The following is a 21,368-nucleotide window of genomic DNA, read 5'->3' as shown; positions in this document are numbered from 1 at the left end:
TTTGATTGCCCAAGCGATGGGTAGGTTCTGGGCAATTCAAGAAACGCTAGGATAAAAGGATGAACGTAAAGAAATGTAACAAAATGAGTGTCTTAGCAGATCGTGTGGTGTTAGTGGTGGGTGCCACAGGTGGCATTGGTCAAGCCGTTGTTGAGCAACTCCAAGAAACGGGTGCCAAGTTGGTCTTAGCGGCTCGCTCGAGCGATCGCCTGCAAGCTTTGGTAGAGCAGCTTCCCTCCTCAGTCACCGTACAAATTCAGCCCTGTGACATCACCCAACCGCAGCAAGTGAGCGAATTAATGCAAGCCATCCGCAGTGAGCAGGGACGCCTCGATGTATTGATCAACGCGGCGGGGGCTGGCCTCCTCAAGCCCTATCAAAAAATTACTGCGGCTGAACTGGATCAGATGCTGGATCTAAACCTTAAGGGTTGCTTTTACACCAGCCAACAGGCTGCCGAACTCATGAAAGAGCAACAACAGGGACACATCTGCACCGTTGTCGGTATCCTCGGTAAACATTCAATGGCGATGGGGTCAGCCTACTGTGCTGCGAAATTTGGGGTGGTGGGCTTCAGCAAGTGTATGGCCGAAGAACTCAAGCGCTATGGTATTCGCTTTAGTCTGTTCTACTTTGGCGGTGTGGATACGCCCTTTTGGGATGCCGTCAGCCTCAAAATCGATCGCCAGAAACTGCTGCGACCGGCCACCGTTGCTCGTCTGATTCGCGCTACCCTAGAAACGGATCCCCATGCGGTTCCCCTTGAGTTGAGCTTGATGCCCGATAGCCACGTCTTCTTCTAAGCAGAAAGTGTAGGCAGCGAAGAAGGATGCAGGAGTAGTTCAGCCGTGGAGCGTTTTTCCACCATTTCGGGCGTGATGGTACATTCGCGGAGGTCTTTGCGGGAAGGCAGTTCGTACATCACGTCCAGCATAATCTCTTCAACAATAGCGCGCAGGGCACGGGCACCGGTTTTACGACGGTAGGCCTCTTGGGCGATCGCCTCTACCGCCGCCGGTTCAAAGCGCAACTCCACACTGTCCATGCGCATGAGTTTTTGGTACTGCTTCAGGAGCGCGTTTTGAGGTTGGGTAAGAATTTCTGCCAAGGCGGCCACATCCAACGGCTCTAGCACGGCCACCACGGGAATACGGCCAATGAACTCTGGAATCATGCCGTACTTCACCAGATCGTGGGGTTCCAGTTGCTTGAGAATATCCGCAGAGCGTTTTTCCTTGGGGAGGGGTTCGCCATCGCGGACAAAGCCCATTGCCTTCTTGCCCACCCGCTGCTCAATGGTTTTCTCTAAACCAACAAAGGCGCCCCCACAGATAAAGAGGATATTCGTCGTGTCAATTTGAATGCAGTCTTGGTAGGGATGCTTGCGCCCCCCCTGCGGCGGCACATTGGCGATCGTCCCCTCTAGCATCTTCAGCAGCGCCTGCTGTACCCCTTCCCCGGACACATCACGGGTAATTGAAGGATTTTCACTTTTGCGGGCAATCTTATCAATCTCGTCAATATAGATAATCCCCCGTTGTGCTTCCTCCACATCCATATTGGCGGTTTGCAGCAAGCGCAGCAGGATATTTTCCACATCTTCCCCCACATAGCCGGCTTCCGTGAGGGTAGTGGCATCGGCAACCGCAAAGGGAACATCGAGGAGCTTCGCCAATGTCTGAGCCAAGAGGGTCTTGCCAGAACCCGTCGGGCCAATCAGGAGAATATTGGACTTTTGCAGTTCGACGTTGTCATCGCCCCGCTGATCACCATCCAAAAGACTCAGGCGCTTGTAGTGGTTATAGACCGCAACTGAGAGGATTTTCTTAGCTTCATGCTGGCCGACCACGTGCTTATCAAGAAATTCCTTGATTTGCCGAGGCTTGGGCACTTGGCTGAGGGGCCGACTGCGGGGTGTGCTGCGGGGCGATCGCGACGGTGTGGAGTCTCGACGGGGAGCCGCCGCATTGGGAACGGTGGCCAATTCCTCATCGAGGATTTCATTACACAGTTCTACGCATTCATCACAGATATAGACCCCAGGGCCCGCGATGAGCTTACGCACCTGTTCCTGTGACTTACCACAAAAGGAGCACTTGAGGTGGGTATCATATTTGGCCATAGGGAACCTCTAGGGTTGCACGTAGGGTGTACTTAGTGGCTAGGGAGGGTCTGCCGCGTCACCACCTGATCAATCAGACCGTAGGCCTTGGCCTCTTCAGCGGACATAAAGAAATCCCGCTCCGTATCAGCTTCAATGCGCTCGATGGGTTGCCCCGTGTGTTGTGACAAGAGTTCATTGAGCTTGCGCTTGTGGTAGAGAATTTCCCGCGCTTGGATTTCAATATCCACTGCCTGACCCTGGGCACCTCCGAGGGGCTGGTGAATCATGATCCGCGCATGGGGCAGCGCCATCCGTTTGCCGGGGGTACCGCCAGACAGTAAGAAGGCACCCATACTCGCCGCCAAGCCAAAGCAGAGGGTACACACATCGGGGCGAATGTGCTTCATGGTGTCGTAGATGGCCATGCCGGCTGTAACCGAGCCACCCGGTGAGTTGATGTACAGGTAAATGTCTTTTTCCGGATCTTCGGCATCAAGGAACAGAAGCTGCGCCACGATGGAGTCAGCAACCGCATCATCAATGCCTCGGCGATCGCCTGCGCCCCCCCCTAGGAAGATGATCCGCTCCCGCAGGAGCCGCGAGTAGATATCAAAGGCTCGTTCACCCCGCCCCGACTGCTCAACCACCATCGGCACAATATTGGCATGGGTAGGCGGCAGATTGAGCGCTGGAGAGCGCAGAATGGCACTGAGGGGATGGTCGTAACGCGATTGCAGCATAGTTGCCTAGAATGACGGTTCGTTTGTAATTAATTGTAACTAGTGGTTTGTCCCCGTAGGGATCATCACTTTCATTATGCCGAACTATTCTTGGGCTGGGGCAGAACTTGCTTTTTTCCCAGAGCGTTTTTGCGGCTTAGATGGCTTTTCAGCAACGGCCTCCGTCTGGGTATCTTTGGGCGCTTTAGCAGTCGCTGTGGGCTGCTCAGTGGCTGTGTCGGACTGCACTGGCTGAAATGTATTTTGCTCTAGGAGCCAGTTGAGGGCTTCCTCCTGCTGCACTTCATCGTGGGCAAATTCGCGGAGTCGTTCTAGATCCTTGGCTGTTTGGTTGCCCAACACCTCTTTGTAGCGGTTCAGCCGTTCCTCCACTGCGTCGGGACTAGGTTCAATGCCCTCTTGACGAGCGATCGCCCTCAACAATAAACGGGAGTGCACCTCCTTCGCTGCCCCCGGCTCTGCCTCTTGACGCATTTTTTCGTAGAGTTCCTCGGTCATAATCTTGTTGAGATCAACGCCTTGGGACTGAATTTGCATCAGCGTCGTCCGCACCTTCACATCTGCCTCTTTGCGGATCAGGGTTTTTGGCAATTCAACTGGATTTTGGGCAATGAGGGTATCAATGAGGGCAGCTTCTTTCGCTTTCTTGTCTTGATTTTCAGCTCGCTCCTGATGGTTTTGTTCCAGATAGGCCCGCAATTCTGCCATCGTACTGAATTCACTGTGCTCAGCGGCAAAGGCATCGTCTAGGGGGGGCAGTTCCGGTGCTTTAATCCCTAGAAGTTCAATCTCAGCGGTCAATTGTTTGGGGATTTCTGCTTTCCCTTCCTCGACTTCCTCAGCAATAGACACCGTCACCGTTTTGGCTTCACCGACACTCATGCCGACAACAGCAGCAGGAATTTCTTTGATCAAAAAGGGTTGCTCTTCATCGAGGGACAGGGGCAGTTCATCTGCTGAGAGTTCCTTCACCACCTCCCCATTTTCATCTTTGGTCACCAGTTTTAGGGTGACATCATCGCCCCACTGAGCGGGCCGGTCTTCGACGGGAATGAGGGTGGCGTGCTCCCGTTGGTGCCGCTGCAAGAGCTTCTCAACAGTTTCGGGATTGTAGGTGACGGGATTGTACTCAATGGTTAGCCCTTTATAGGCTGTGACTGTCACTTCTGGTTCAACATCAAACGTGACGCTGAAGGAAAAGTTTTCGCCGGGCTGAAATTGCTTCAGTATTTCTGGAATGTCCCCTTGAAGTTCAAGATTACCCAAGTAGGGGATATTGTTCTTTTCGACGGCGGCTTTAACGGTATCCTCAATCAGTTTTTCCATGGCCACATAGCGCAGCCGCTCTTTGCCAATTTGCTGCAATACCAGCTGCCGGGGGGCTTTGCCCTTGCGAAATCCGCGTAGCTGTGTATGGCGAAGGAGATCATTGACCACTTGGTTATACACCTGTTGAGAGTGTGCCCCCGAAACCTCAATCGTGGCGAGGAGTTGGCTATTGGCACGGGGTTCAGTCGCCATGGAAATGATGTCAGTCACGTCAGTCAAGGTCATTCCCCTTCGCAAATGGTGTCAGTTGGCTGTGCGCGATCGCACAAATTATAATTTTAGCGCAGATTTCCCCTGCTATTTGCAAATGGAGTTGCGCTTAAAGACACAGGGCAATGGGTGTAATGTCAAGGTTTGATGACAAAACTAATCGTCAGGATCCCCACTGCCTATAGAATAAAAGTTTGTGATGGGTGCCGTGTAGCCCACACCTAGACTGTTTTCACAAATTGCAACGATTTCTAAACAACCCCTATGAGTTCAACCCTGCGATTCCTCATGTGCCCTCCCACCCATTATGAGGTGGACTATGTAATCAATCCTTGGATGGAAGGAAATATCCACAAGTCCTCCCGCGATCGGGCACAGGAGCAGTGGCAAAAACTCTACGAAATTATCCATGCTCGGGCAACGGTTGACCTGATTGAGCCGCAGCCGGGCTGGCCGGATATGGTGTTTACGGCGAATGCGGGCTTGGTGCTCGGCGATCGCGTGGTGCTCAGTCGCTTTTATCATCCAGAACGTCAAGGGGAAGAACCCTATTTCAAAGCGTGGTTTGAATCTCAGGGGTATCAAGTTTTTGAGCTACCGCAGCAACTGCCCTTTGAGGGAGCCGGAGATGCCCTCTTGGATCGTGAGGGTCGCTGGCTGTGGGCAGGGTATGGCTTCCGTTCAGAATTGGATTCCCATGCCTATTTGGCGAAGTGGCTGGATATTGAAGTCCTCTCCCTGCGGCTCATGGATGAGCGTTTCTACCACCTTGACACATGTTTTTGTCCGCTCACGGATGGCTACTTACTTTACTATCCTCCCGCCTTTGATGCCTACTCCAACCGCCTGATTGAACTGCGGGTACCAGCGGATAAACGAATTGCCGTTAAAGAGGCTGATGCGGTCAACTTTGCTTGCAATGCCGTCAATATCGATCGCACGGTGATTCTCAACTGTGCCAGCCAAGAATTGAAGTCCGCCCTTGCCCAAGTGGGCTTTGAGGTGGTGGAAACGCCCCTGACAGAATTTCTCAAGGCGGGGGGTGCAGCTAAATGCTTGACCTTGCGGGTAACCGAACCCGTGCGCGAAGAACTCCATGCCACGGCGACAATTCCCAGTCGGGTCATTCATCTGGAGGGACACCTCCTCGACTCTGGCCTTGTGAACCGTGTCCTAGACACAATTGTGGAAAGTGGCGGCAGTTTCCAAGTCCTGCAATTTAATCTTGGCGAACAACGGCAAAGTCCCTCCCAAGCGGATATTCGGGTCATGGCGCCCGATGCCGAGGTCATGGATGCGATCATGGCGCAGTTGATCACCCTCGGTGCGATTTTACCGCCCTCAGAGGTGTGTGATGCGACCCTCGAAACCGTCACCCAAGCGGGGGTTGCCCCGGATGATTTCTATGTAACCACGATTTATCCCACAGAGGTACGAGTTGCCGGCGAGTGGGTTCGGGTTCAAAACCAACGCATGGATGGGGCGATTGTGGTGCGCTCAACCCCGGAAGGCACGGTGGCGGAGTGTCGCATTCTGCGGGATTTAGAGGTGGGCGATCGCGTGGTCGTGGGCGTCGAAGGCATCCGCACGATTCGGAAAACGGAAAGCCAGCGCAGCACCCAAGAGTTCACCTTCATGGGATCAGGGGTCTCCAGTGAACGCCGCGTCGAACTGGTGGTGGAACAAATTGCTTGGGAACTGCGGCGCATCCGCGATCAGGGGGGCAAAGTGATTGTGGTGGCCGGCCCAGTGGTTATCCACACCGGCGGTGGTGAGCATTTAGCCAAGCTGATCCGTGAAGGCTATGTCCAAGGACTCCTCGGCGGCAACGCGATCGCGGTGCACGATATGGAGCAGGCGATCATGGGCACCTCCTTGGGAGTGGATATGCAGCGGGGCGTTCCTGTGCGGGGCGGTCACCGTCACCACCTGAAAGTGATCAATACCATTCGTCGCTGTGGCAGCATTGCCAACGCCGTGGCTCAGGGCATCCTCACCAGTGGCGTGATGTATGAGTGTGTGAAGAATAATGTGCCCTTTGTCCTAGCGGGGTCAATCCGTGATGATGGCCCACTGCCCGATACCCTCATGGATTTAATTGAGGCGCAGCGGGAGTATGCCCGCCTGATTCAGGGCGCAAACATGATTTTGATGCTCTCGTCGATGCTGCACTCCATTGGTGTCGGCAATATGACCCCCGCCGGGGTGAAGCTCGTTTGTGTGGATATTAACCCAGCGGTCGTCACTAAACTAGCGGATCGGGGTTCTGTGGAATCCGTGGGCGTGGTCACCGATGTGGGACTTTTCCTCAGCCTGATGGTGCAGCAGTTGGAGCGGCTGAATCGTCCCTATACCCTTGCCTAGAAGCTTTTCAGCCAATGGGGTAGGATCGAAAAGGCAATTTTTGTATTCGAGGTCAGCAGTGACAGTTCGTGTTCGTTTAGCACCGAGTCCGACAGGAAATCTGCACATTGGGACTGCCCGTACCGCTGTGTTCAACTGGCTTTACGCCCGCCATCGGGGAGGGAAATTCATTCTGCGGATTGAGGATACTGATCGCGAGCGGTCTCGACCCGAATATACCGAGAATATCCTTGAGGGCTTGCAATGGCTGGGGCTGACGTGGGATGAAGGCCCCTATTTCCAGAGCGATCGCCTTGATCTGTACCGCCAAGCGATTCAAACCCTTTTGGACAAGGGACTCGCCTACTACTGCTACTGTACCCCTGAAGAACTCGATGCCCTACGCTCACAACAAAAAGCCAAGGGACAAGCCCCGCGCTACGACAACCGTCACCGTCATTTGACCCCAGAGGAGCAAGCCGCCTTTGATGCCGCAGGACGCACCCCCGTCATTCGCTTCAAAATTGAGGACGATCGCCAGATTGAATGGCAGGATCTGGTGCGTGGTCGAGTGAGTTGGCAGGGGGCTGATCTGGGGGGCGATATGGTGATTGCGCGAGCTGCCCCCCGCGGCGAAATTGGCTACCCCCTCTACAACTTGGTGGTGGTCGTCGATGACATTGCCATGGGCATTACCGATGTCATTCGCGGTGAAGACCACATTGGCAACACACCCAAACAAATTTTACTCTACGAAGCCCTTGGCGCCACTCCCCCCAACTTTGCCCATACTCCCTTGATTCTCAACTCAGCGGGACAAAAACTCTCAAAACGAGATGGGGTGACCTCCATTTCTGACTTCCGAGCCATGGGGTATTTAGCCCCCGCCTTGGCCAACTACATGACACTCTTGGGTTGGTCGCCCCCTGAAGGGATAGGGGAACTCTTTACCCTTGATCTGGCGGCGAAGCACTTTAGTTTTGAACGAATTAACAAGGCAGGTGCCCGCTTTGATTGGGATAAGCTCAATTGGCTCAATCGTCAGTACATTCAGCAACTAGAGCCAGCAGAACTTTTGGCAGAACTGATTCCCTTATGGCAGGGGGCAGGCTATGCCTTTGATGAGGGGGGCGATCGCCCTTGGTTGCTTGACCTTGCCCAACTCCTTCAACCGGGTCTCAACACCCTCAAGGAGGCCATTGATCAAGGGGCAGTTTTCTTTGTACCCACCATTACCCTTGATGCTGAAGCAATGGCTCAGCTGAGCCAACCCCAGAATGCGACGATTTTGGCGTACCTACTAGCACACTTGCCGACAGAGCCAAGGCTCACAGTGGAGATGGGACAACACCTGATTCAACAGGCCAGCAAAGCCGCAGGGGTCAAAAAGGGAGCAACGATGCGATCGCTGCGCGCTGCCCTCACGGGTGCTGTCCACGGTCCTGATTTAATGGCCACGTGGCAAATTCTCCACCAACGGGGCTGGGATCAACCGCGACTTGCGGCAGCATTGAAACAGGCACAGGTTACTTCCTAGGGGCTGGGGGGCGATCGAAGATCGTTTGGCTTAAATTAGCCCCACTCAAATTTGCGCGATCGAGATCTGCCCCCTTCAGGTTTGCAGCCGTCAAATTCACATCAATCATGTTTGCCCCCTTCATGACCGCATTCTCCAAATTGGCACCGCTAAGATTGGCATTGACAAGGTTACTAAGGGTGAGGCGTGTTCCCACCAGTTGTGCCCCTGCCAAATTGGCATTGACCAAAATCGCTAGATAGAGACTGGCACGGTTCAAGTTTGCCCTTTCCAAATTGGCGCCAAAGAGATTCGCACCCGCCAGATAAGCGCCCTCCAAATTGGCACCTGCTAAATTCGCCTTAAACAAATTGGCATCCATTAGGTTCGCGCCCCGCAGATCACAGTTGGGACATTGGCGCGTTTCCAAGAGTTGTCGCACATGGGCAGGATTTTCAGCCTTAGCAACCGCTGGTACAACCAATTGTAGGAGGACTAGAGACAATGCTCCTGCTCGTAGCTTTATAGCTATTCCAATAGAGAATGAGATATCATCCAGCATAATACTTGCGAATCACTTCATCCATAGAACAGTTTAACCCTGCATACATCCGCGCTCGCTTCAGCGCACTAAAGTCGTGCTCAATCACATTCAAATCAAGAGAGTATTTCGGTAAAAATAACACCTCGTGACCCGCCGCTTTCACCACTGCCTGAATCGCCCCTTTCGGATGAATCGGTGCATTATCCATCATCAACAACGAACGTTTCTCTAACGCTGACAAACAGTACTGACTCAGCCAGCTCACAAACCCTAACGCATTCAAATATCCTGAAAACAGCATCGGCGCTATGAAGTCTTTCTGGTGTCTATACCGTCCTGCGACTACACTCTCTCTTTTCTGACGCTTCCCAACTCGCTCTCCATTAATTTGTTGGCCTCGCGCTGACCACCCATACTCACACGCCACTCGAGAGTCAAACCCCGTCTCATCGATAGACACCACCGTTTCCTCCCCATGGCTCTCTACCCATGTGTTGAGCTGCTGTTGATACGCTTGCCGCTCTGCCTCACACCGTTCTTGGTAACGCATCTGTTTTTTTTCGGGTGATGCCCATCTGGTCGAGGGCGTAACTAATGGTGGAAACTTGGACGCCAAATCGCTGGGCACGGTCGATTAAACGGTCATCGGGATGGGCAGCAACATCCGCTGCTAAGGCTGCCCAATCCAGCTTCCAAGGACAACGGGGGACAACCGTGGGCGCTAAGTCGTCTCGCTTCAGCCAGCGATGGATGGTGGCGCGACTGACCTGAAAGATTTGAGTCGTTTCACTGATTTTGCCGCCTTGCTTGATATAGGAGACAACCCGCTCTCGTCAGTCCAAGCTATAGCTCATATTCTTGAGTAACATTCATGACGCTTTGAGGATAGCCTATCCCTCTTGAAAATATCTCACTCCTTTTCGAAATAGCTATAGCAGTAACAATACTACAGCATCCCCCCTTGCCTACCGTGATTTCACGGAGGTTTTATCTTTCGTTTAGAAAAAAAGAATAATCTGAACGGCATCAGTACAGCTACTGGGTACTAGTTGATAGGAGTACCTCCAAGGTGTAAGTCAGAGCTGCACTTAGTACAATTGACTCGTTTGCAGGTAAATTCGATTAATTATGGGAGCTACTGCTTTGATAGACAACACGACCATGCTCCCTAGCCCAGGTTTCCGAGAAGCTGATATGGGAGATGGCATTCCGACTTTGATCAAGCTGACGATTTGCTTCGGTAAGTACATCACTGGGTTCTAGCTCGTAAATCACTTTGCAGTTGATTTGGTTTTCCTTCTCAAAAACGGCTAAGTAAATTTTTGTGTTGCGGGTAATTCGTGTAAGTGATTGGGCACGCTTTTCAGGAGGTTCCTTAAACATTCGGTCAAGCTGACCGCTTCCACCTTCTATACAAGATAAATATTCATACTTTTCACTTGGGTCGCTAATGGCATGAGCATCGGCATCACGCTTAGAATCAATTAGTTCGTGACCTAGCAGGTCAGCAATAATCATTTCCTTAACTAACCCCGGTTGCAGTAGGTTGCGAATACCAATTGTTTGAGCAAGTTGAGACGCTTGACGGATCAGATCAACAATTTGACGATAAACTTGCTGTTTCACCAATCAAAAAGCCTCCCCGCGATTTCATACTCTGCCTCACGTAATCTCTCGTTTGCTGCTTGGACAAACTTTTGATCTTGCTCAATAGCAATGAAATGCCTTCCCAAGCGTTTACAAACTACAGGGGTTGTACCGACACCGGCAAATGGATCAAGCACTAAGTCACCCTTATTAGAGCTTGCTTTGACTAAGCGTTCAATCAGCTGCTCTGGCTTTTGAATGGTATTGAGTGCTTCGCGAGCTACTAGTTCTTTTGACTTATACGTGAGCTGTTTAATATCTCCCCAGACATCTCCTGGGTTTTTACCTTCTTCATTGAATTTAGTTTTGCCATACTTACCATTAATCACTGATGGTACCCGCTCACAACGACGACGGTGCTCTAGCTCTACTAGCTGTGGTACCCGAATAGCATCTAAGTTAAAGGTTTTGGGACGCTGGCCTTTAATAAAGTAACAAATAAGATCATAGTTATTTGTGTAGTTGATCCGTCCTTGGGCTAGGCGACTGGGCTGATACCAGACAATTTTTGCCTGTAAGTTAAGAAATGGACGGTAGTCAATAAAGTCAATACAATCAGGTTTACCAAAAAGGTAGAGCGCTCCTCCCTCTTTCAATTTTTCAGCAAAGATGGTGATGAGTTTGAGGTTAAACTCTTGGATGTTAGAGATGCGATCCCATGGATTGGTGGTTACACCGTAGGGGCCGTCGCAAATAATGAGATCAATGCTCGCACTTTGAATCTGGGGCAAGAGGGTAAAAGCATCAGCTTGGTAGATACGATCGATCTCTAGCATGCTTTCGCTCAATGATCTAAAACGTCCCTTCTAGGGCGGCTTGACAGCGATCGCACAACTGGGGATGCAAGGCCGATTGTCCCACACTTTCAGAATAATTCCAGCAGCGGACGCATTTCTCACCCTTGGCATGACCAACACCAATCCATAGCCCTTCGGCTTCAAGGACATAGGGTACGTCCACCCCTGCCTGTTGCGGCATCAGCTCCACTTGGGACACCAAGAAGAGATAGCGCAATTCATCCACCCCATTGCCACTGAGGGCATCACTGGGATTCATCTCCGCAAGGCGATCGCGCCACTGTGGATCGGCAACATAGAGCCACACTTTGGCTTCCAAAGAGGAGCCAATGAGCTTTTCGGCACGGGCCTGTTCGAGCACCTTATTCACCTCTAGGCGTAGTTGCCGCAGGCGTTGCCATTCACTGGCTAGCCCCGGATCCTGCCACTGGGCAGGAAGCTGTACCCAGCCGCTTTGAAAAACCGAAAGATAGGGGGTTTTGAAGGGCAAATGCTGCCAAATATCTTCGGCTAAATGGGGAAGCACTGGAGCAATAGCACGGGCGAGGTTTTGAACCGCAATGGCAAGGACAGTTTGACAACTACGACGGCGATCGCTCGCGACAGCACTGATGTACAACCGATCCTTGGCAATATCGAGATAAAAGTTCGACAGATCAACAACACAAAGATTTTGAATCGTTTGGAAAAAGCGATAGAACTGAAAGCTATCAAAGGCCGCCGTTACTTCGCTGAAGACTTCATGCAGCCGATGTAGCATATAGCGATCCAAGGCGGGCAGTTGGGCATAGGGAATGGCATCTTGATCGGGGTCAAAGTCGTGAAGATTCCCCAGAAGAAAGCGAGCCGTATTGCGAATCTTGCGATAGACATCCGCCAACTGCTTGAGGATATTTTTACCAATGGGGACATCATTGGCATAGTCCACGGAGGACACCCACAGACGCAATACATCGGCACCATAGGCAGGGTCTTGCTTTTGGTTTTTGCCCCCCTCAATCACTTCGCGGGGATCCGTGACATTGCCGAGGGACTTGCTCATTTTCCGTCCCTGCTCATCGAGGACAAAGCCGTGGGTGAGGACTGCTTTGTAGGGGGCTTGGCCTTTAACGGCAACCCGTGTTAGCAATGAGGATTGAAACCAGCCGCGGTGTTGGTCAGAGCCTTCGAGGTAGAGATCCGCCTGTTGATCGCCGAGAACCGCCGCCCAAGAAGAGCCAGAATCAAACCAGACATCCATCGTATCGGTGCCCTTTTCGTAGCGATCGGCCTGATCTTGCAGGGATTCGGGCAGCAATTGCGCAACGGAGAGTTCCCACCAGGCATCAGACCCGCGATCGCGAATAATCGCTTGCACATGGGCAATGGTTTCTGCCGTCAGCAGGGGTTCCCCCGTTTCTTTGTCATAAAAGACGGGAATGGGCACACCCCAACTGCGCTGCCGCGAAATACACCAATCGGAACGCTCCGCCACCATTGCCGTAATGCGGTTTTCCCCTTGGGCAGGAATCCACTTCACCTCGGCGATCGCCCTGAGGGCGGCATCGCGAAAGCCTTCAACGGAAGCAAACCACTGCTCCGTGGCGCGGAAGATGGTTGGTTTTTTCGTGCGCCAGTCGTAGGGGTACTTGTGGACATAGGGTTCTTCCTTGAGGAGGGCGCCACACGCTTGCAGTGCCGCAATCACCGCCTCATTCCCTTCCTTGAGGACATTGAGACCGGCAAATGACCCCGCTTCCGCCGTAAAGCAACCATTCTCATCCACAGGCGACAGGATCGGCAAGCCATAGCGCTGACCCACGGCATAGTCCTCTAAGCCATGGCCAGGGGCAGTGTGAACCAGACCCGTCCCGGAGTCGGTCGTGACATAATCACCGCCAATGACAATTTTGCTCTCGCGCTCAAAGAGGGGGTGGCGATAGCGGCTATTTTCCAAGTCAGCCCCTTTGGCGGTGGCAACCACCTTGAGCGTACAACCGAGGGTTTGGCTGAGGCGCTCCACCAGATCCTTGGCCACAATCAAATATTTGTAGCGGGCACTGGGTTTGACTTCAACAAGGGCATAGGTGAGATCGGGATTGACACTGACGGCCAAGTTGGCGGGAATCGTCCAAGGGGTCGTTGTCCAGATAGCAACCCCCAATTTGCCTAGGGCTTTGTACCAAGACTTGGCTAAGCCTGCGGGCAACTCGATGACTTCAAAAGCGGCATAGAGACTGCGGGAGGTGTGGCCTTCGGGATATTCTAGTTCGGCTTCGGCGAGGGCGGTTTTAGAACTGGGACTCCAGTGCACCGGTTTCAGACCGCGATAGATATAGCCCCGCAGCACCATTTCGCCAAAGACACCGATTTGTGCTGCCTCATAGTCGGGGGTGAGGGTCAAATAGGGGTGCGCCCAGTCGCCCCAAACCCCATAGCGTTGGAAACTCTGCTTTTGCTCGGCAACGGTTTTGAGGGCAAATTCCTTGGCCTGTTGGCGGAGGGTGAGGGGGGTAAGCTGGGCACGCTGTTCGGGTTTCAGGTTTTGCAGTACCTTGAGTTCAATGGGCAGGCCGTGGCAGTCCCAACCGGGGCGGTAGTGTACCTTGCGGCCCCGCAGCAGTTGATACTTGTTGATGATGTCCTTGAGGATTTTATTCAGGGCATGGCCAATGTGGAGAGCGCCATTGGCGTAGGGGGGGCCATCGTGGAGAATAAAGACCTCACCCGGATTGGTTTGCTGCAGCGTTTCATAAATTTGGTGCTGTGTCCAAAAGGCCTGTAATTGGGGTTCCCGTGTGGCTGCATTTGCCCGCATTTCAAACGTGGTTTGGGGCAGGTTGACGGTGTCTTTGTAGTCGGGGGTCGCGTCAGTCATGGGTGGGTACAGCGGGGTATGATCGTTTTCAGCTAGGGAAAAAACGCATCTTGGCAATGGATTTAATTGTAGGAGAACTGTTCTTATTCACTCAAGGATGATTTCCGTTCTAGGTTTGGATCTGGGGCGCAAGCGCATTGGTGTGGCAGGGTGCGATCGCCTAGGGCAGTTGGCCACGGGCATTACAACTATCCAACGGCGGAATTTTGCCAGTGATGTGGCGCAGCTTCGCCAGATTTGCCAAGAGCGAGGGGTGGAGAAATTAATTGTGGGCTTGCCCTACACCCTCGATGGTCAACTGGGTTCCCAAGCCCGGCAGGTGCAACATCTGGCGGAAAAAATTGGTGCGGCCTTGAACTTACCCGTGGAATATATGGATGAGCGACTCACCTCATTTCAGGCGGAAGAGATTCTCAAACAGCGGCGGCGATCGCCCCGTCACCACAAGGACTTAGTGGATCAAATTGCTGCTGCCCTCATTTTGCAACAATGGCTCGATGCCCGTTCGCAAGCGGCAAAAGCAACACTGGCACCCGCTGATCCACAGCTATAACGGAGGCTGAAAAGTTGTCTGCTCAAATTCTTGGGCACGGGCTACCATGTGCGGGGCTGAAACTGCGCATCGTTGAGAATCGCCACCCCATCTCCCGACTGCGCCAACACAAACAAGCCCTGCCGATAGGCATAGCGAGCCACCTCAGGGGGCACGATCATCCCTGCCACCGCTCCCAAGAGCTGGGTGTCTCGATACTGGTGTGCCAAACGACGAAATTTCGCGATCCGCTCTAAATGCTCATCCACATCCCCTTGGCTCAGTTTGGTTTTCACCTCGACGAGAACCGCTTGATTGGTATTGACGACTAGCAGATCAATTTCTAAACTCTCATTGCCATCTTGGAGAATGACATCGCTGTAAAGCTGAGAGACGGCAATGCCGCGACTCTGAAATAGGCGCAGCACGGCGGGGCGCACCTGCCATTCCACAAATTCCCCAAGGCGATTGCCCAGTTTCCCCAGTTGCTGATTGAGTTGGCGCGCTTCTTCCCGCAACAAGCGTTCCGTTTCTTGAAATCGCCGATCCGTCTCTTGAAATCGCCGATCCGTCTCCTGAAATCGCCGATCCGTCTCCTGAAATCGCCGATCCGTTTCTTGGAAGCGGCGCTCTGTTTCTTGAAAGCGGCGCTCTGTTTCTTGGAAGCGGCGCTCTGTTTCTTGGAAGCGGCGCTCTGTTTCTTGGAAATGGCGTTCGGTTTCCTTTTGAGCTTCTAACAGCTCCCCTAGTAATCGCCAAACGTCATCAGGAGTGTATGCCTTTGTCATGACTTAATTGACAGGATTAATTTACCGAGCCGTGCTTGCAAGTGCCGCCCCTTGAGTGGGGGAATGAAAAGGGGACTTGCTACAGATCTTTATCTTAAATCCTTTGCGGTAGCATCTATCTATCGCTCTGCAATAACTATCGATGAACCTAGAGACACTGCGCGCCTACCACGACACCTACCCCGCCCTACTGAATAAGATCTACCTCAACTATGGGGGACAAGGGCCGCTGCACCAAGACACATGGCAGGCCATCATCCAGAGCGATCGCCACATTCAAGAGGAAGGCCCCTTTGCCAATCGCGTCTTTCCCTGGCTGAGTCAACAACTGCAAACCCTGCGGCAAGAACTGGCGCGGCTCTTGGGGACAAGCGCCGAGACCATTGCCCTCACGGATTCTGTAACCACTGGCTGCAATATCGTTCTCTGGGGGATCAACTGGCAAGCGGGCGATCGCCTGCTGATTTCTAACTGTGAGCATCCGGGGGTCGTGGCCATTACCGAACAATTGGCGCGGCGGTTGGGAGTGGTGGTGGATCGGGTGGCCTTTTGGCCCTGGTGTGAGGATGAGGTGGCCGCCATTGAAGCCCGACTCCATCCCCGCACACGCTTGGTGGTTCTCAGTCATTTGCTGTGGAATACCGGGAAACTTTTGCCGTTAGAAAAGATTGTTGACGTTTGCCATCGTCGCGGCATCCAAGTCTTGGCAGATGGTGCCCAGACGGTGGGCATGGTGCCCCTCAATTTACCCGCCTTGGGGGTGGACTACTATGCCTTTACGGGGCACAAGTGGTGCTGTGGCCCTGCGGGGCTAGGAGGGCTGTATATTCGGCGCGATCGCCTGCCGACGTTGGAACCCACCTTCATTGGCTGGCGCGGCATTCATCAAACCCGTGATGCCCAACCGGCAGGCTGGAAGGAGGATGCCAGTCGCTTTGAAGTGGCCACAACCACCTTTTCCTTGGTACCGGGGTTAACCACTGCCCTGCGGGTGCATGATCAATGGGGGACTGCCCAAGCGCGATATGAGCGCATTTGTGAGCTGAGTCATTATCTTTGGCAACAGTTACAGGGCATGGTGGGTTTGACCTGCTTGAGTCCCGTGCCGCCGCCGTCGGGCTTGGTGGCCTTTCAGTTGGCCAATGGTCAGCATCGCCAATTGGTGCAAGACCTTGAGGCAGAGAATATCTTGGTGCGGGAATTGCTCTATCCTGCCTCGGTGCGAGCCTGTGTGCATTACTTTACGCTGCCGCAGGAGTGCGATCGCCTTGTTGCTGCCCTCAAACACTGGCTCCAGAATCATCCTTAGGACGCTTGAGAATTGAATTAGAGCGATTAGAGTCACCTACCATATCCGAGGCTGAAACTGCGCATCATTGAGAATCGCCACCCCATCTCCTGATTGCGCCAGCACAAACAAACCTTGCCGATAGGCATAGCGAGCTACTTCAGGGGGTACGATCATCCCTGCTACGGCGCCCAAGAGCTTGGTGTCCCGATACTGGTGTGCCAAACGACGAAATTTCGCGATCCGCTCTAAGTGCTCATCCACATCCCCTTGGCTCAGTTTGGTTTTCACCTCGACGAGAACCGCTTGATTGGTATTGACGACTAGCAGATCAATTTCTAAACTCTCGTTGCCGTCTTGGAGAATGACATCGCTGTAAAGTTGAGAGACGGCAATTCCCCGACTCTGAAATAAGCGCAGCACGGCGGGGCGCACCTGCCATTCCACGAATTCCCCAAGGCGATTGCCCAGTTTCCCCAGTTGCTGGTTGAGTTGGCGCGCTTCTTCGCGCAGCAAGCGTTCTGTTTCTTGGAAACTTCGGTCAGTCTCTTGAAATCGCCGATCCGTCTCCTGAAATTGGCGCTCCGTTTCTTGGAAGCGGCGTTCTGTTTCCTTCTGAGCCTCTAATAGCTCCCCCAATAACCGCCAAACATCTTCAGGGGTGTATGCCTGCGTCATGACTGGATTAACAATTGCTCACGGATACATCCCCAATCCTAACCCGAATCAATGCTCTCCACTGAGAAAAGGATGCTGACGCAATTCCCAAGCCAATCAGAAAAAAGGGTGAACCCTCGCCCTGAGAGATCCTTCTATTGGCCAAGGATCAGCAGGAAGCTTGTGATTGCCGTGCGGCAATGTCGGCGATCGCCTGCTTGAGAATGCGGTGTTCTTGGACTTGAATGCGGGCATGGAGGGTTGCGGGCGTATCATCGGGGAGAACCGGCACCGCCGCTTGGACTAAAATTGGGCCACTATCCACTTCCTCTTCCACCAGATGGACGGTACACCCAGTAATTTTCACACCTGCTGCCAAGGCCTGCTCAACGGCACGCAATCCCCGAAAACTGGGGAGCAAACTGGGGTGGAGGTTAATTACCCGCTGGGGGTAGGCATTGAGGAGGACAGGCGTCACAATCCGCATCCAGCCCGCCATCACTACCCACTCGACCCCATAGGCTTTGAGAGTTTCGACAATGGCCGCATCCAGACTTTCGCGGTTGGGGTAGTGGCGATGGTTGAGGAGGACACTGGGAATCTGCCACTGTTTTGCCCGCTCTGCGACAAAGGCATCGGGATTGTTGTAAATCAGAACTTGAATCTGGGCAGCCAATTCCCCTTGGGCGATCGCTTCGGCGAGAGCAGCAAAGTTGGAGCCATTGCCAGAAGCTAAAACCCCTAACCGCAGGGGATGGGGCGCGGGCGCGATCGTGGGTGCCGATGGCACAACAAGAGCCTCACTGGACATGATGGGCATTACTGATTTTAGTGCTCAATAATTCTAAGGCCTTGGTCACCATTGGATCCGTGGGTCGTGCCACCAAATTCGGATTGAGCCGCAATTCCAAATCGCTACTGGGATCGACCGTCACCAGCACATCGGGGGTGATCCCCCCTGCGGCAATATCGCGACCCTTTGGCGTCAGATAACGAGCTACCGTTACCACGAGGGCAGAGCCATCCCCCAGTTCATGAACCGCTTGAACCCGCACCTTACCAAAAGTCGGTGTCCCCACCACGGTTGCGCGCCCCTGATCCTGCAAAGCAGCGGCTAAAATTTCACTGGCACTGGCGGAGGCCTGATTCACCAAGACCACAAGGGGCAACTGACTCAAGGCACGTTGGCGGGCACGAATCGTCTCTTCTCGCTGGTTTTGCTGAATGCGCACAATCACCCCAGAATCGAGCCATTGGCGGCTAATTTCAATGCCGGCTTCTAGGAGCCCCCCCGAATTGTGGCGCAAATCCAGAATGAAGCCTTGAACTTTCTCTCGTTGCAGGATTTGGATCGCCTCTTGCATCTCTTGTTGGGAGCGGCTATTAAAACCACTGAGGCGAATGTAGCCCACCCGAGGATGATTCAGAACCTGAAAATTCACTGTACGCGGAATTTCACCGGCGCGGGTGAGTTCGACACTAAAGGGTTGGGGTTTGCCCTCACGGCGCACCAGTAGGCGCAACTTACTCCCCGCTGGCCCTCGCAACGCCAGATTGGCTCGCTCCAAGGTCAGGCGATCGCTCCCCCGACCGTTAATGGCCAGAATTTCATCTCCCACTTTCAAATTCGCCTTGGCAGCCACCGACCCCGCTTGGATTGCCTGAATGCGAAAGAGTTCCCCCGACTCCACGAGGGTGAGACCCACATCCACCTGCTGGCCTTGGGTTTGCAGGAGCAGTTGACGGTACGCTTGGGGCGGCAGAAAGCGGGTATAGGGATCATTGAGGCGGACAAGGGCTTGCTGAATCACCCGATAGGCGGCCTCGCGATCGCCATAGGGTTGGGAGAGCAACTCCTGACGAATGGCCTGCCAATCCAGACGATTGAAACTGCGATCCAGATAGCTTCTGTAGATAATTTGCCACGCCTCATCCACCAAAGCCTTGGGAGCATCCTTGAGCGTACTGGTGCCCCCCAGTGCTGACGGCATTCCCAATAGTGCAACACCGACGCCGAGAATTGCCCAGTATTTCACCCCACAAATCCATTGACAACGCCTCGCCCCTATTCTATCGTCCCCACATAAAAAAATCCCCCTCACAGGGAGGGGGAAACAGGTCGGTGAGGATTTAGAAGCTAAAGGTTGTCCGCACAGCGCCAACAACGATGGGATCGTTGTTTGAGTTACTGTTGGGGTTGAAGATGGCAATCACCCCAGGGGTAATCGAGATATTGCGACTCACCGCAAAGCGGTAGAAGCCCTCTAGGTGATAGGAGTTGAAGCGCGTGTAACTTTCGCCAGGATCACCAGGGACGTTTGTGATGCTAATGAGCTGCGGGGGCTGGCCAAAAACAAGACCCAGCAGATCTCCCTTCCGCCAGAGGTCAGGGGAAGCAAAGGTAATGGCCCAGTTGACAATTTCAGCCTCACGGCGGCCACCTGCTAGAGCAGGGGGTCGAACACCATAAACATTAGCATAGCCTGCCCAGCCCGCAACATTCAACTGCTTGATCGGGCGATAGGTAAACTGGAAGCCCACCGCATCCGCTGCTTGGTTAGGCACGTTGTTAGCTGCATTCCCCAAAGGGTTTGCCGCTGAGCGGAAACCAGAGCTACCTGTTCCCCCAAAGGGATCAAGGCCATAGGAGTGGGTGTAGGTCACCCCCAAGGCGAGGTTTTTCATGGGGCGCACATCCACTTGGGCCAAGGCGGCATAGGCACCATCAAAGAGGCCATTGAGGCCATTGTTCGCAACTCGATCAGGGTCGTTGGCAAAGGGTGCAAGGTAGCCCACATTGAGGGTGACGCCGGTGCCCCGTTCCTTATTTTGGATGAGGTCGTACTTAAAGGTCACACCCGCAGCATTGGCAGCACTTCCTGCGCGGTAGATGGGATGATAACGCCCAAAGCGAGAGAGGGCACCCGTATCACTGGATTGGAGGAAGGGGTTGAAATTGTTGACATTGTCGTTGAACTCACCCCCCACAAAATCTAGGATCATTTGACCGCGACGGGTCACTGGGAAGCTGTAGAAGGCTTTTTGCAGTTCAAATTGGTTGTTATTAGTGCCATCATAGCCAAGGCGCCCCATATTGGTGCCCATCAATGCGGCATAACCAGTAATATTAGCTGCTTGCAAGCGCAACCGTAGGCGATCCTTGCCATAGAAGCTGGTATCGAGGTTGAGACGAACGCGGTTGTTAGCAACAGTGTTATCATCAATTGCGGGTTGCGCACCACCTAGACCAGGACGTAGTGCCCGCTCGTTCGTCAATATATCGGAGACGTTGAAGATAACCGTAGCGTTGAGCTTAGTGAGGGTGGCAAATTGAGTGGCTTCGAGGTTGGCGACGCGGCCTTCAAGGTTGGTGACGCGGCCTTTGATGACGGCGAGTTCATTGGCAAATTCCTGCATCAGGCGGCGCAGGGTTTCAAGGTCTTCCTTGGTGGCAAAGCGATCGCTAATTACATCGAGGCAGGCATTCAAAGCGGCTGCCATTTCATAACGAGTAGCGGCACGATTGCCACGGAAGGTGCCATCGGGATAACCGGCAATACAGCCGTATTTCTCGACAAGAGAGGCCAAGGCCTGATAGGCCCAGTCTGTAGGGCGCACATCCGAGAGTTGGCTTACAGAGGTCACTTGACCCATGCTCGATGTCGTAGGGACACGCCCCACTTCTAGTTCGGCCACTGAGGGCACAGAGAGGTTGCTGCGGCGATTTTGGGCAACAAGTGTCGTGCTGGTGGGCAGTGTGGTTAGGGATTCAGCACCAGCAGTAGGGGTTTGAAACTGAGTGCTACTGAAGTTGCTCAAAGCGGTATCAGCGGCTGTTGCTGCACCTGCCAGCACACCCAACAATAAAACAGGCGAGGTCAAAACCAACCCCGGAAAAATGCGGGACATAACGTCTTACTCCTTCACTCCTCAATGAACTTGTCCTAAAGAACGAGTCCCTAAGACAGAATTCTCCTTCAATTATTGATCCTACTGAGATGCTCGCTAAAGTTATT

17 protein-coding genes and 1 pseudogene are annotated in these 21,368 nt (G+C 53.3%); 5 read left to right on the top strand and 13 right to left on the bottom strand.

Annotated features, from left to right (window positions below; translation table 11 throughout):
- Nucleotides 1–83 precede the first annotated feature (83 nt).
- Nucleotides 84–803 carry an SDR family oxidoreductase gene (locus M0644_RS06750; RefSeq protein ID WP_149819310.1) on the top strand — a complete coding sequence of 240 codons (720 nt, stop codon included), beginning with the start codon at nucleotides 84–86 and terminating at the stop codon, nucleotides 801–803.
- Here the strand turns inward: M0644_RS06750 and clpX are convergent.
- The 3 genes from clpX to tig all read right to left on the bottom strand — a co-directional run bounded on the left by clpX (nucleotide 800) and on the right by tig (nucleotide 4,383).
- A complete protein-coding gene (gene clpX, locus M0644_RS06745; protein ID WP_149819308.1) occupies nucleotides 800–2,122 on the bottom strand; it encodes an ATP-dependent protease ATP-binding subunit ClpX in 1,323 nt (440 codons plus the stop codon). The genes M0644_RS06750 and clpX overlap by 4 nt on opposite strands.
- A gap of 32 nt (nucleotides 2,123–2,154) precedes the next feature.
- The gene (gene clpP / locus M0644_RS06740; RefSeq protein ID WP_149819305.1) at nucleotides 2,155–2,844 is read right to left on the bottom strand and encodes an ATP-dependent Clp endopeptidase proteolytic subunit ClpP; all 690 of its coding nucleotides are present in this window, start codon (nucleotides 2,842–2,844) and stop codon (nucleotides 2,155–2,157) included.
- Between the two features lie 84 nt (nucleotides 2,845–2,928).
- Nucleotides 2,929–4,383 (bottom strand): trigger factor, encoded by a 1,455-nt coding sequence (gene tig / locus M0644_RS06735; protein ID WP_286627169.1) that lies wholly within the window; start codon nucleotides 4,381–4,383, stop codon nucleotides 2,929–2,931.
- A 264-nt stretch (nucleotides 4,384–4,647) separates the two neighbouring features.
- Here tig and M0644_RS06730 point away from each other — a divergent pair, with 264 nt between their 5' ends.
- Together M0644_RS06730 and gltX are read left to right on the top strand one after the other, a co-directional pair.
- The gene (locus M0644_RS06730) at nucleotides 4,648–6,747 is read left to right on the top strand and encodes a TIGR00300 family protein (RefSeq protein ID WP_286627142.1); all 2,100 of its coding nucleotides are present in this window, start codon (nucleotides 4,648–4,650) and stop codon (nucleotides 6,745–6,747) included.
- Nucleotides 6,748–6,805: 58 nt separating this feature from the next.
- A complete protein-coding gene (gltX, locus tag M0644_RS06725) occupies nucleotides 6,806–8,263 on the top strand; it encodes a glutamate--tRNA ligase (protein ID WP_286627140.1) in 1,458 nt (485 codons plus the stop codon).
- Here the strand turns inward: gltX and M0644_RS06720 are convergent.
- The 5 genes and pseudogenes from M0644_RS06720 to ileS form a co-directional block, all read right to left on the bottom strand.
- The gene (locus M0644_RS06720) at nucleotides 8,253–8,747 is read right to left on the bottom strand and encodes a pentapeptide repeat-containing protein (protein WP_286627139.1); all 495 of its coding nucleotides are present in this window, start codon (nucleotides 8,745–8,747) and stop codon (nucleotides 8,253–8,255) included. The two genes, gltX and M0644_RS06720, sit on opposite strands and share 11 nt — an antisense overlap.
- 46 nt (nucleotides 8,748–8,793) lie before the next feature.
- Nucleotides 8,794–9,598 (bottom strand): annotated as a pseudogene (locus M0644_RS06715) (transposase).
- 310 nt (nucleotides 9,599–9,908) lie between these two features.
- The gene (locus M0644_RS06710) at nucleotides 9,909–10,412 is read right to left on the bottom strand and encodes a hypothetical protein (RefSeq protein WP_149819297.1); all 504 of its coding nucleotides are present in this window, start codon (nucleotides 10,410–10,412) and stop codon (nucleotides 9,909–9,911) included.
- Nucleotides 10,409–11,209, bottom strand: a complete 801-nt coding sequence (locus tag M0644_RS06705) for a site-specific DNA-methyltransferase (RefSeq protein ID WP_286627138.1) — start codon at nucleotides 11,207–11,209, stop codon at nucleotides 10,409–10,411. The genes M0644_RS06710 and M0644_RS06705 overlap by 4 nt, the downstream gene beginning before the upstream one ends.
- Before the next feature lie 16 nt (nucleotides 11,210–11,225).
- Nucleotides 11,226–14,087: an isoleucine--tRNA ligase gene (ileS, locus tag M0644_RS06700; protein ID WP_286627137.1), complete on the bottom strand. Its 2,862-nt coding sequence runs from the start codon at nucleotides 14,085–14,087 to the stop codon at nucleotides 11,226–11,228.
- Nucleotides 14,088–14,184: 97 nt separating this feature from the next.
- Here ileS and ruvX point away from each other — a divergent pair, with 97 nt between their 5' ends.
- Entirely contained in the window at nucleotides 14,185–14,640 is a 456-nt protein-coding gene (gene ruvX / locus M0644_RS06695) for a Holliday junction resolvase RuvX (protein ID WP_149819291.1), read from the top strand.
- A gap of 41 nt (nucleotides 14,641–14,681) precedes the next feature.
- On the opposite strand, the gene M0644_RS06690 is transcribed toward ruvX, so the two are convergent.
- Entirely contained in the window at nucleotides 14,682–15,407 is a 726-nt protein-coding gene (locus M0644_RS06690) for a hypothetical protein (protein WP_286627136.1), read from the bottom strand.
- Between the two features lie 142 nt (nucleotides 15,408–15,549).
- On the opposite strand from M0644_RS06690, the gene M0644_RS06685 reads away from it, so the two are divergent.
- Nucleotides 15,550–16,716: an aminotransferase class V-fold PLP-dependent enzyme gene (locus M0644_RS06685; RefSeq protein WP_286627135.1), complete on the top strand. Its 1,167-nt coding sequence runs from the start codon at nucleotides 15,550–15,552 to the stop codon at nucleotides 16,714–16,716.
- Between the two features lie 36 nt (nucleotides 16,717–16,752).
- Here M0644_RS06685 and M0644_RS06680 read toward each other — a convergent pair whose 3' ends face one another.
- From M0644_RS06680 to M0644_RS06665, 4 genes are all read right to left on the bottom strand, one after another.
- Complete coding sequence (locus tag M0644_RS06680; RefSeq protein ID WP_286627134.1) at nucleotides 16,753–17,373, bottom strand: hypothetical protein; 621 nt, start codon at nucleotides 17,371–17,373, stop codon at nucleotides 16,753–16,755.
- A gap of 148 nt (nucleotides 17,374–17,521) precedes the next feature.
- The gene (gene purN, locus M0644_RS06675) at nucleotides 17,522–18,163 is read right to left on the bottom strand and encodes a phosphoribosylglycinamide formyltransferase (RefSeq protein ID WP_315863013.1); all 642 of its coding nucleotides are present in this window, start codon (nucleotides 18,161–18,163) and stop codon (nucleotides 17,522–17,524) included.
- Entirely contained in the window at nucleotides 18,153–19,388 is a 1,236-nt protein-coding gene (locus M0644_RS06670) for a S41 family peptidase (RefSeq protein ID WP_286627131.1), read from the bottom strand. Before M0644_RS06670 ends, purN begins: the two co-directional genes overlap by 11 nt.
- 94 nt (nucleotides 19,389–19,482) lie before the next feature.
- Nucleotides 19,483–21,261 (bottom strand): iron uptake porin, encoded by a 1,779-nt coding sequence (locus M0644_RS06665; RefSeq protein WP_286627129.1) that lies wholly within the window; start codon nucleotides 21,259–21,261, stop codon nucleotides 19,483–19,485.
- Nucleotides 21,262–21,368 lie beyond the last annotated feature (107 nt).

The organism is Thermosynechococcus sp. B1, from assembly GCF_030322985.1.
Lineage (GTDB): Bacteria > Cyanobacteriota > Cyanobacteriia > Thermosynechococcales > Thermosynechococcaceae > Thermosynechococcus.
Note: the sequence above shows the minus strand (reverse complement) of the source record. Positions and strands in the feature narration are given on the sequence as shown.

What these genes read in the sequence shown, in the direction of transcription:
- M0644_RS06750 (WP_149819310.1), top strand. Translation starts at nt 84, where the DNA reads ATGAGTGTCTTAGCAGATCGTGTGGTGTTAGTGGTGGGTGCCACAGGT.
- clpX (WP_149819308.1), bottom strand. Translation starts at nt 2,122, where the DNA reads ATGGCCAAATATGATACCCACCTCAAGTGCTCCTTTTGTGGTAAGTCA.
- clpP (WP_149819305.1), bottom strand. Translation starts at nt 2,844, where the DNA reads ATGCTGCAATCGCGTTACGACCATCCCCTCAGTGCCATTCTGCGCTCT.
- M0644_RS06730 (WP_286627142.1), top strand. Translation starts at nt 4,648, where the DNA reads ATGAGTTCAACCCTGCGATTCCTCATGTGCCCTCCCACCCATTATGAG.
- M0644_RS06705 (WP_286627138.1), bottom strand. Translation starts at nt 11,209, where the DNA reads ATGCTAGAGATCGATCGTATCTACCAAGCTGATGCTTTTACCCTCTTG.
- ileS (WP_286627137.1), bottom strand. Translation starts at nt 14,087, where the DNA reads ATGACTGACGCGACCCCCGACTACAAAGACACCGTCAACCTGCCCCAA.
- ruvX (WP_149819291.1), top strand. Translation starts at nt 14,185, where the DNA reads ATGATTTCCGTTCTAGGTTTGGATCTGGGGCGCAAGCGCATTGGTGTG.
- M0644_RS06690 (WP_286627136.1), bottom strand. Translation starts at nt 15,407, where the DNA reads ATGACAAAGGCATACACTCCTGATGACGTTTGGCGATTACTAGGGGAG.
- M0644_RS06685 (WP_286627135.1), top strand. Translation starts at nt 15,550, where the DNA reads ATGAACCTAGAGACACTGCGCGCCTACCACGACACCTACCCCGCCCTA.
- M0644_RS06680 (WP_286627134.1), bottom strand. Translation starts at nt 17,373, where the DNA reads ATGACGCAGGCATACACCCCTGAAGATGTTTGGCGGTTATTGGGGGAG.
- purN (WP_315863013.1), bottom strand. Translation starts at nt 18,163, where the DNA reads ATGTCCAGTGAGGCTCTTGTTGTGCCATCGGCACCCACGATCGCGCCC.
- M0644_RS06665 (WP_286627129.1), bottom strand. Translation starts at nt 21,261, where the DNA reads ATGTCCCGCATTTTTCCGGGGTTGGTTTTGACCTCGCCTGTTTTATTG.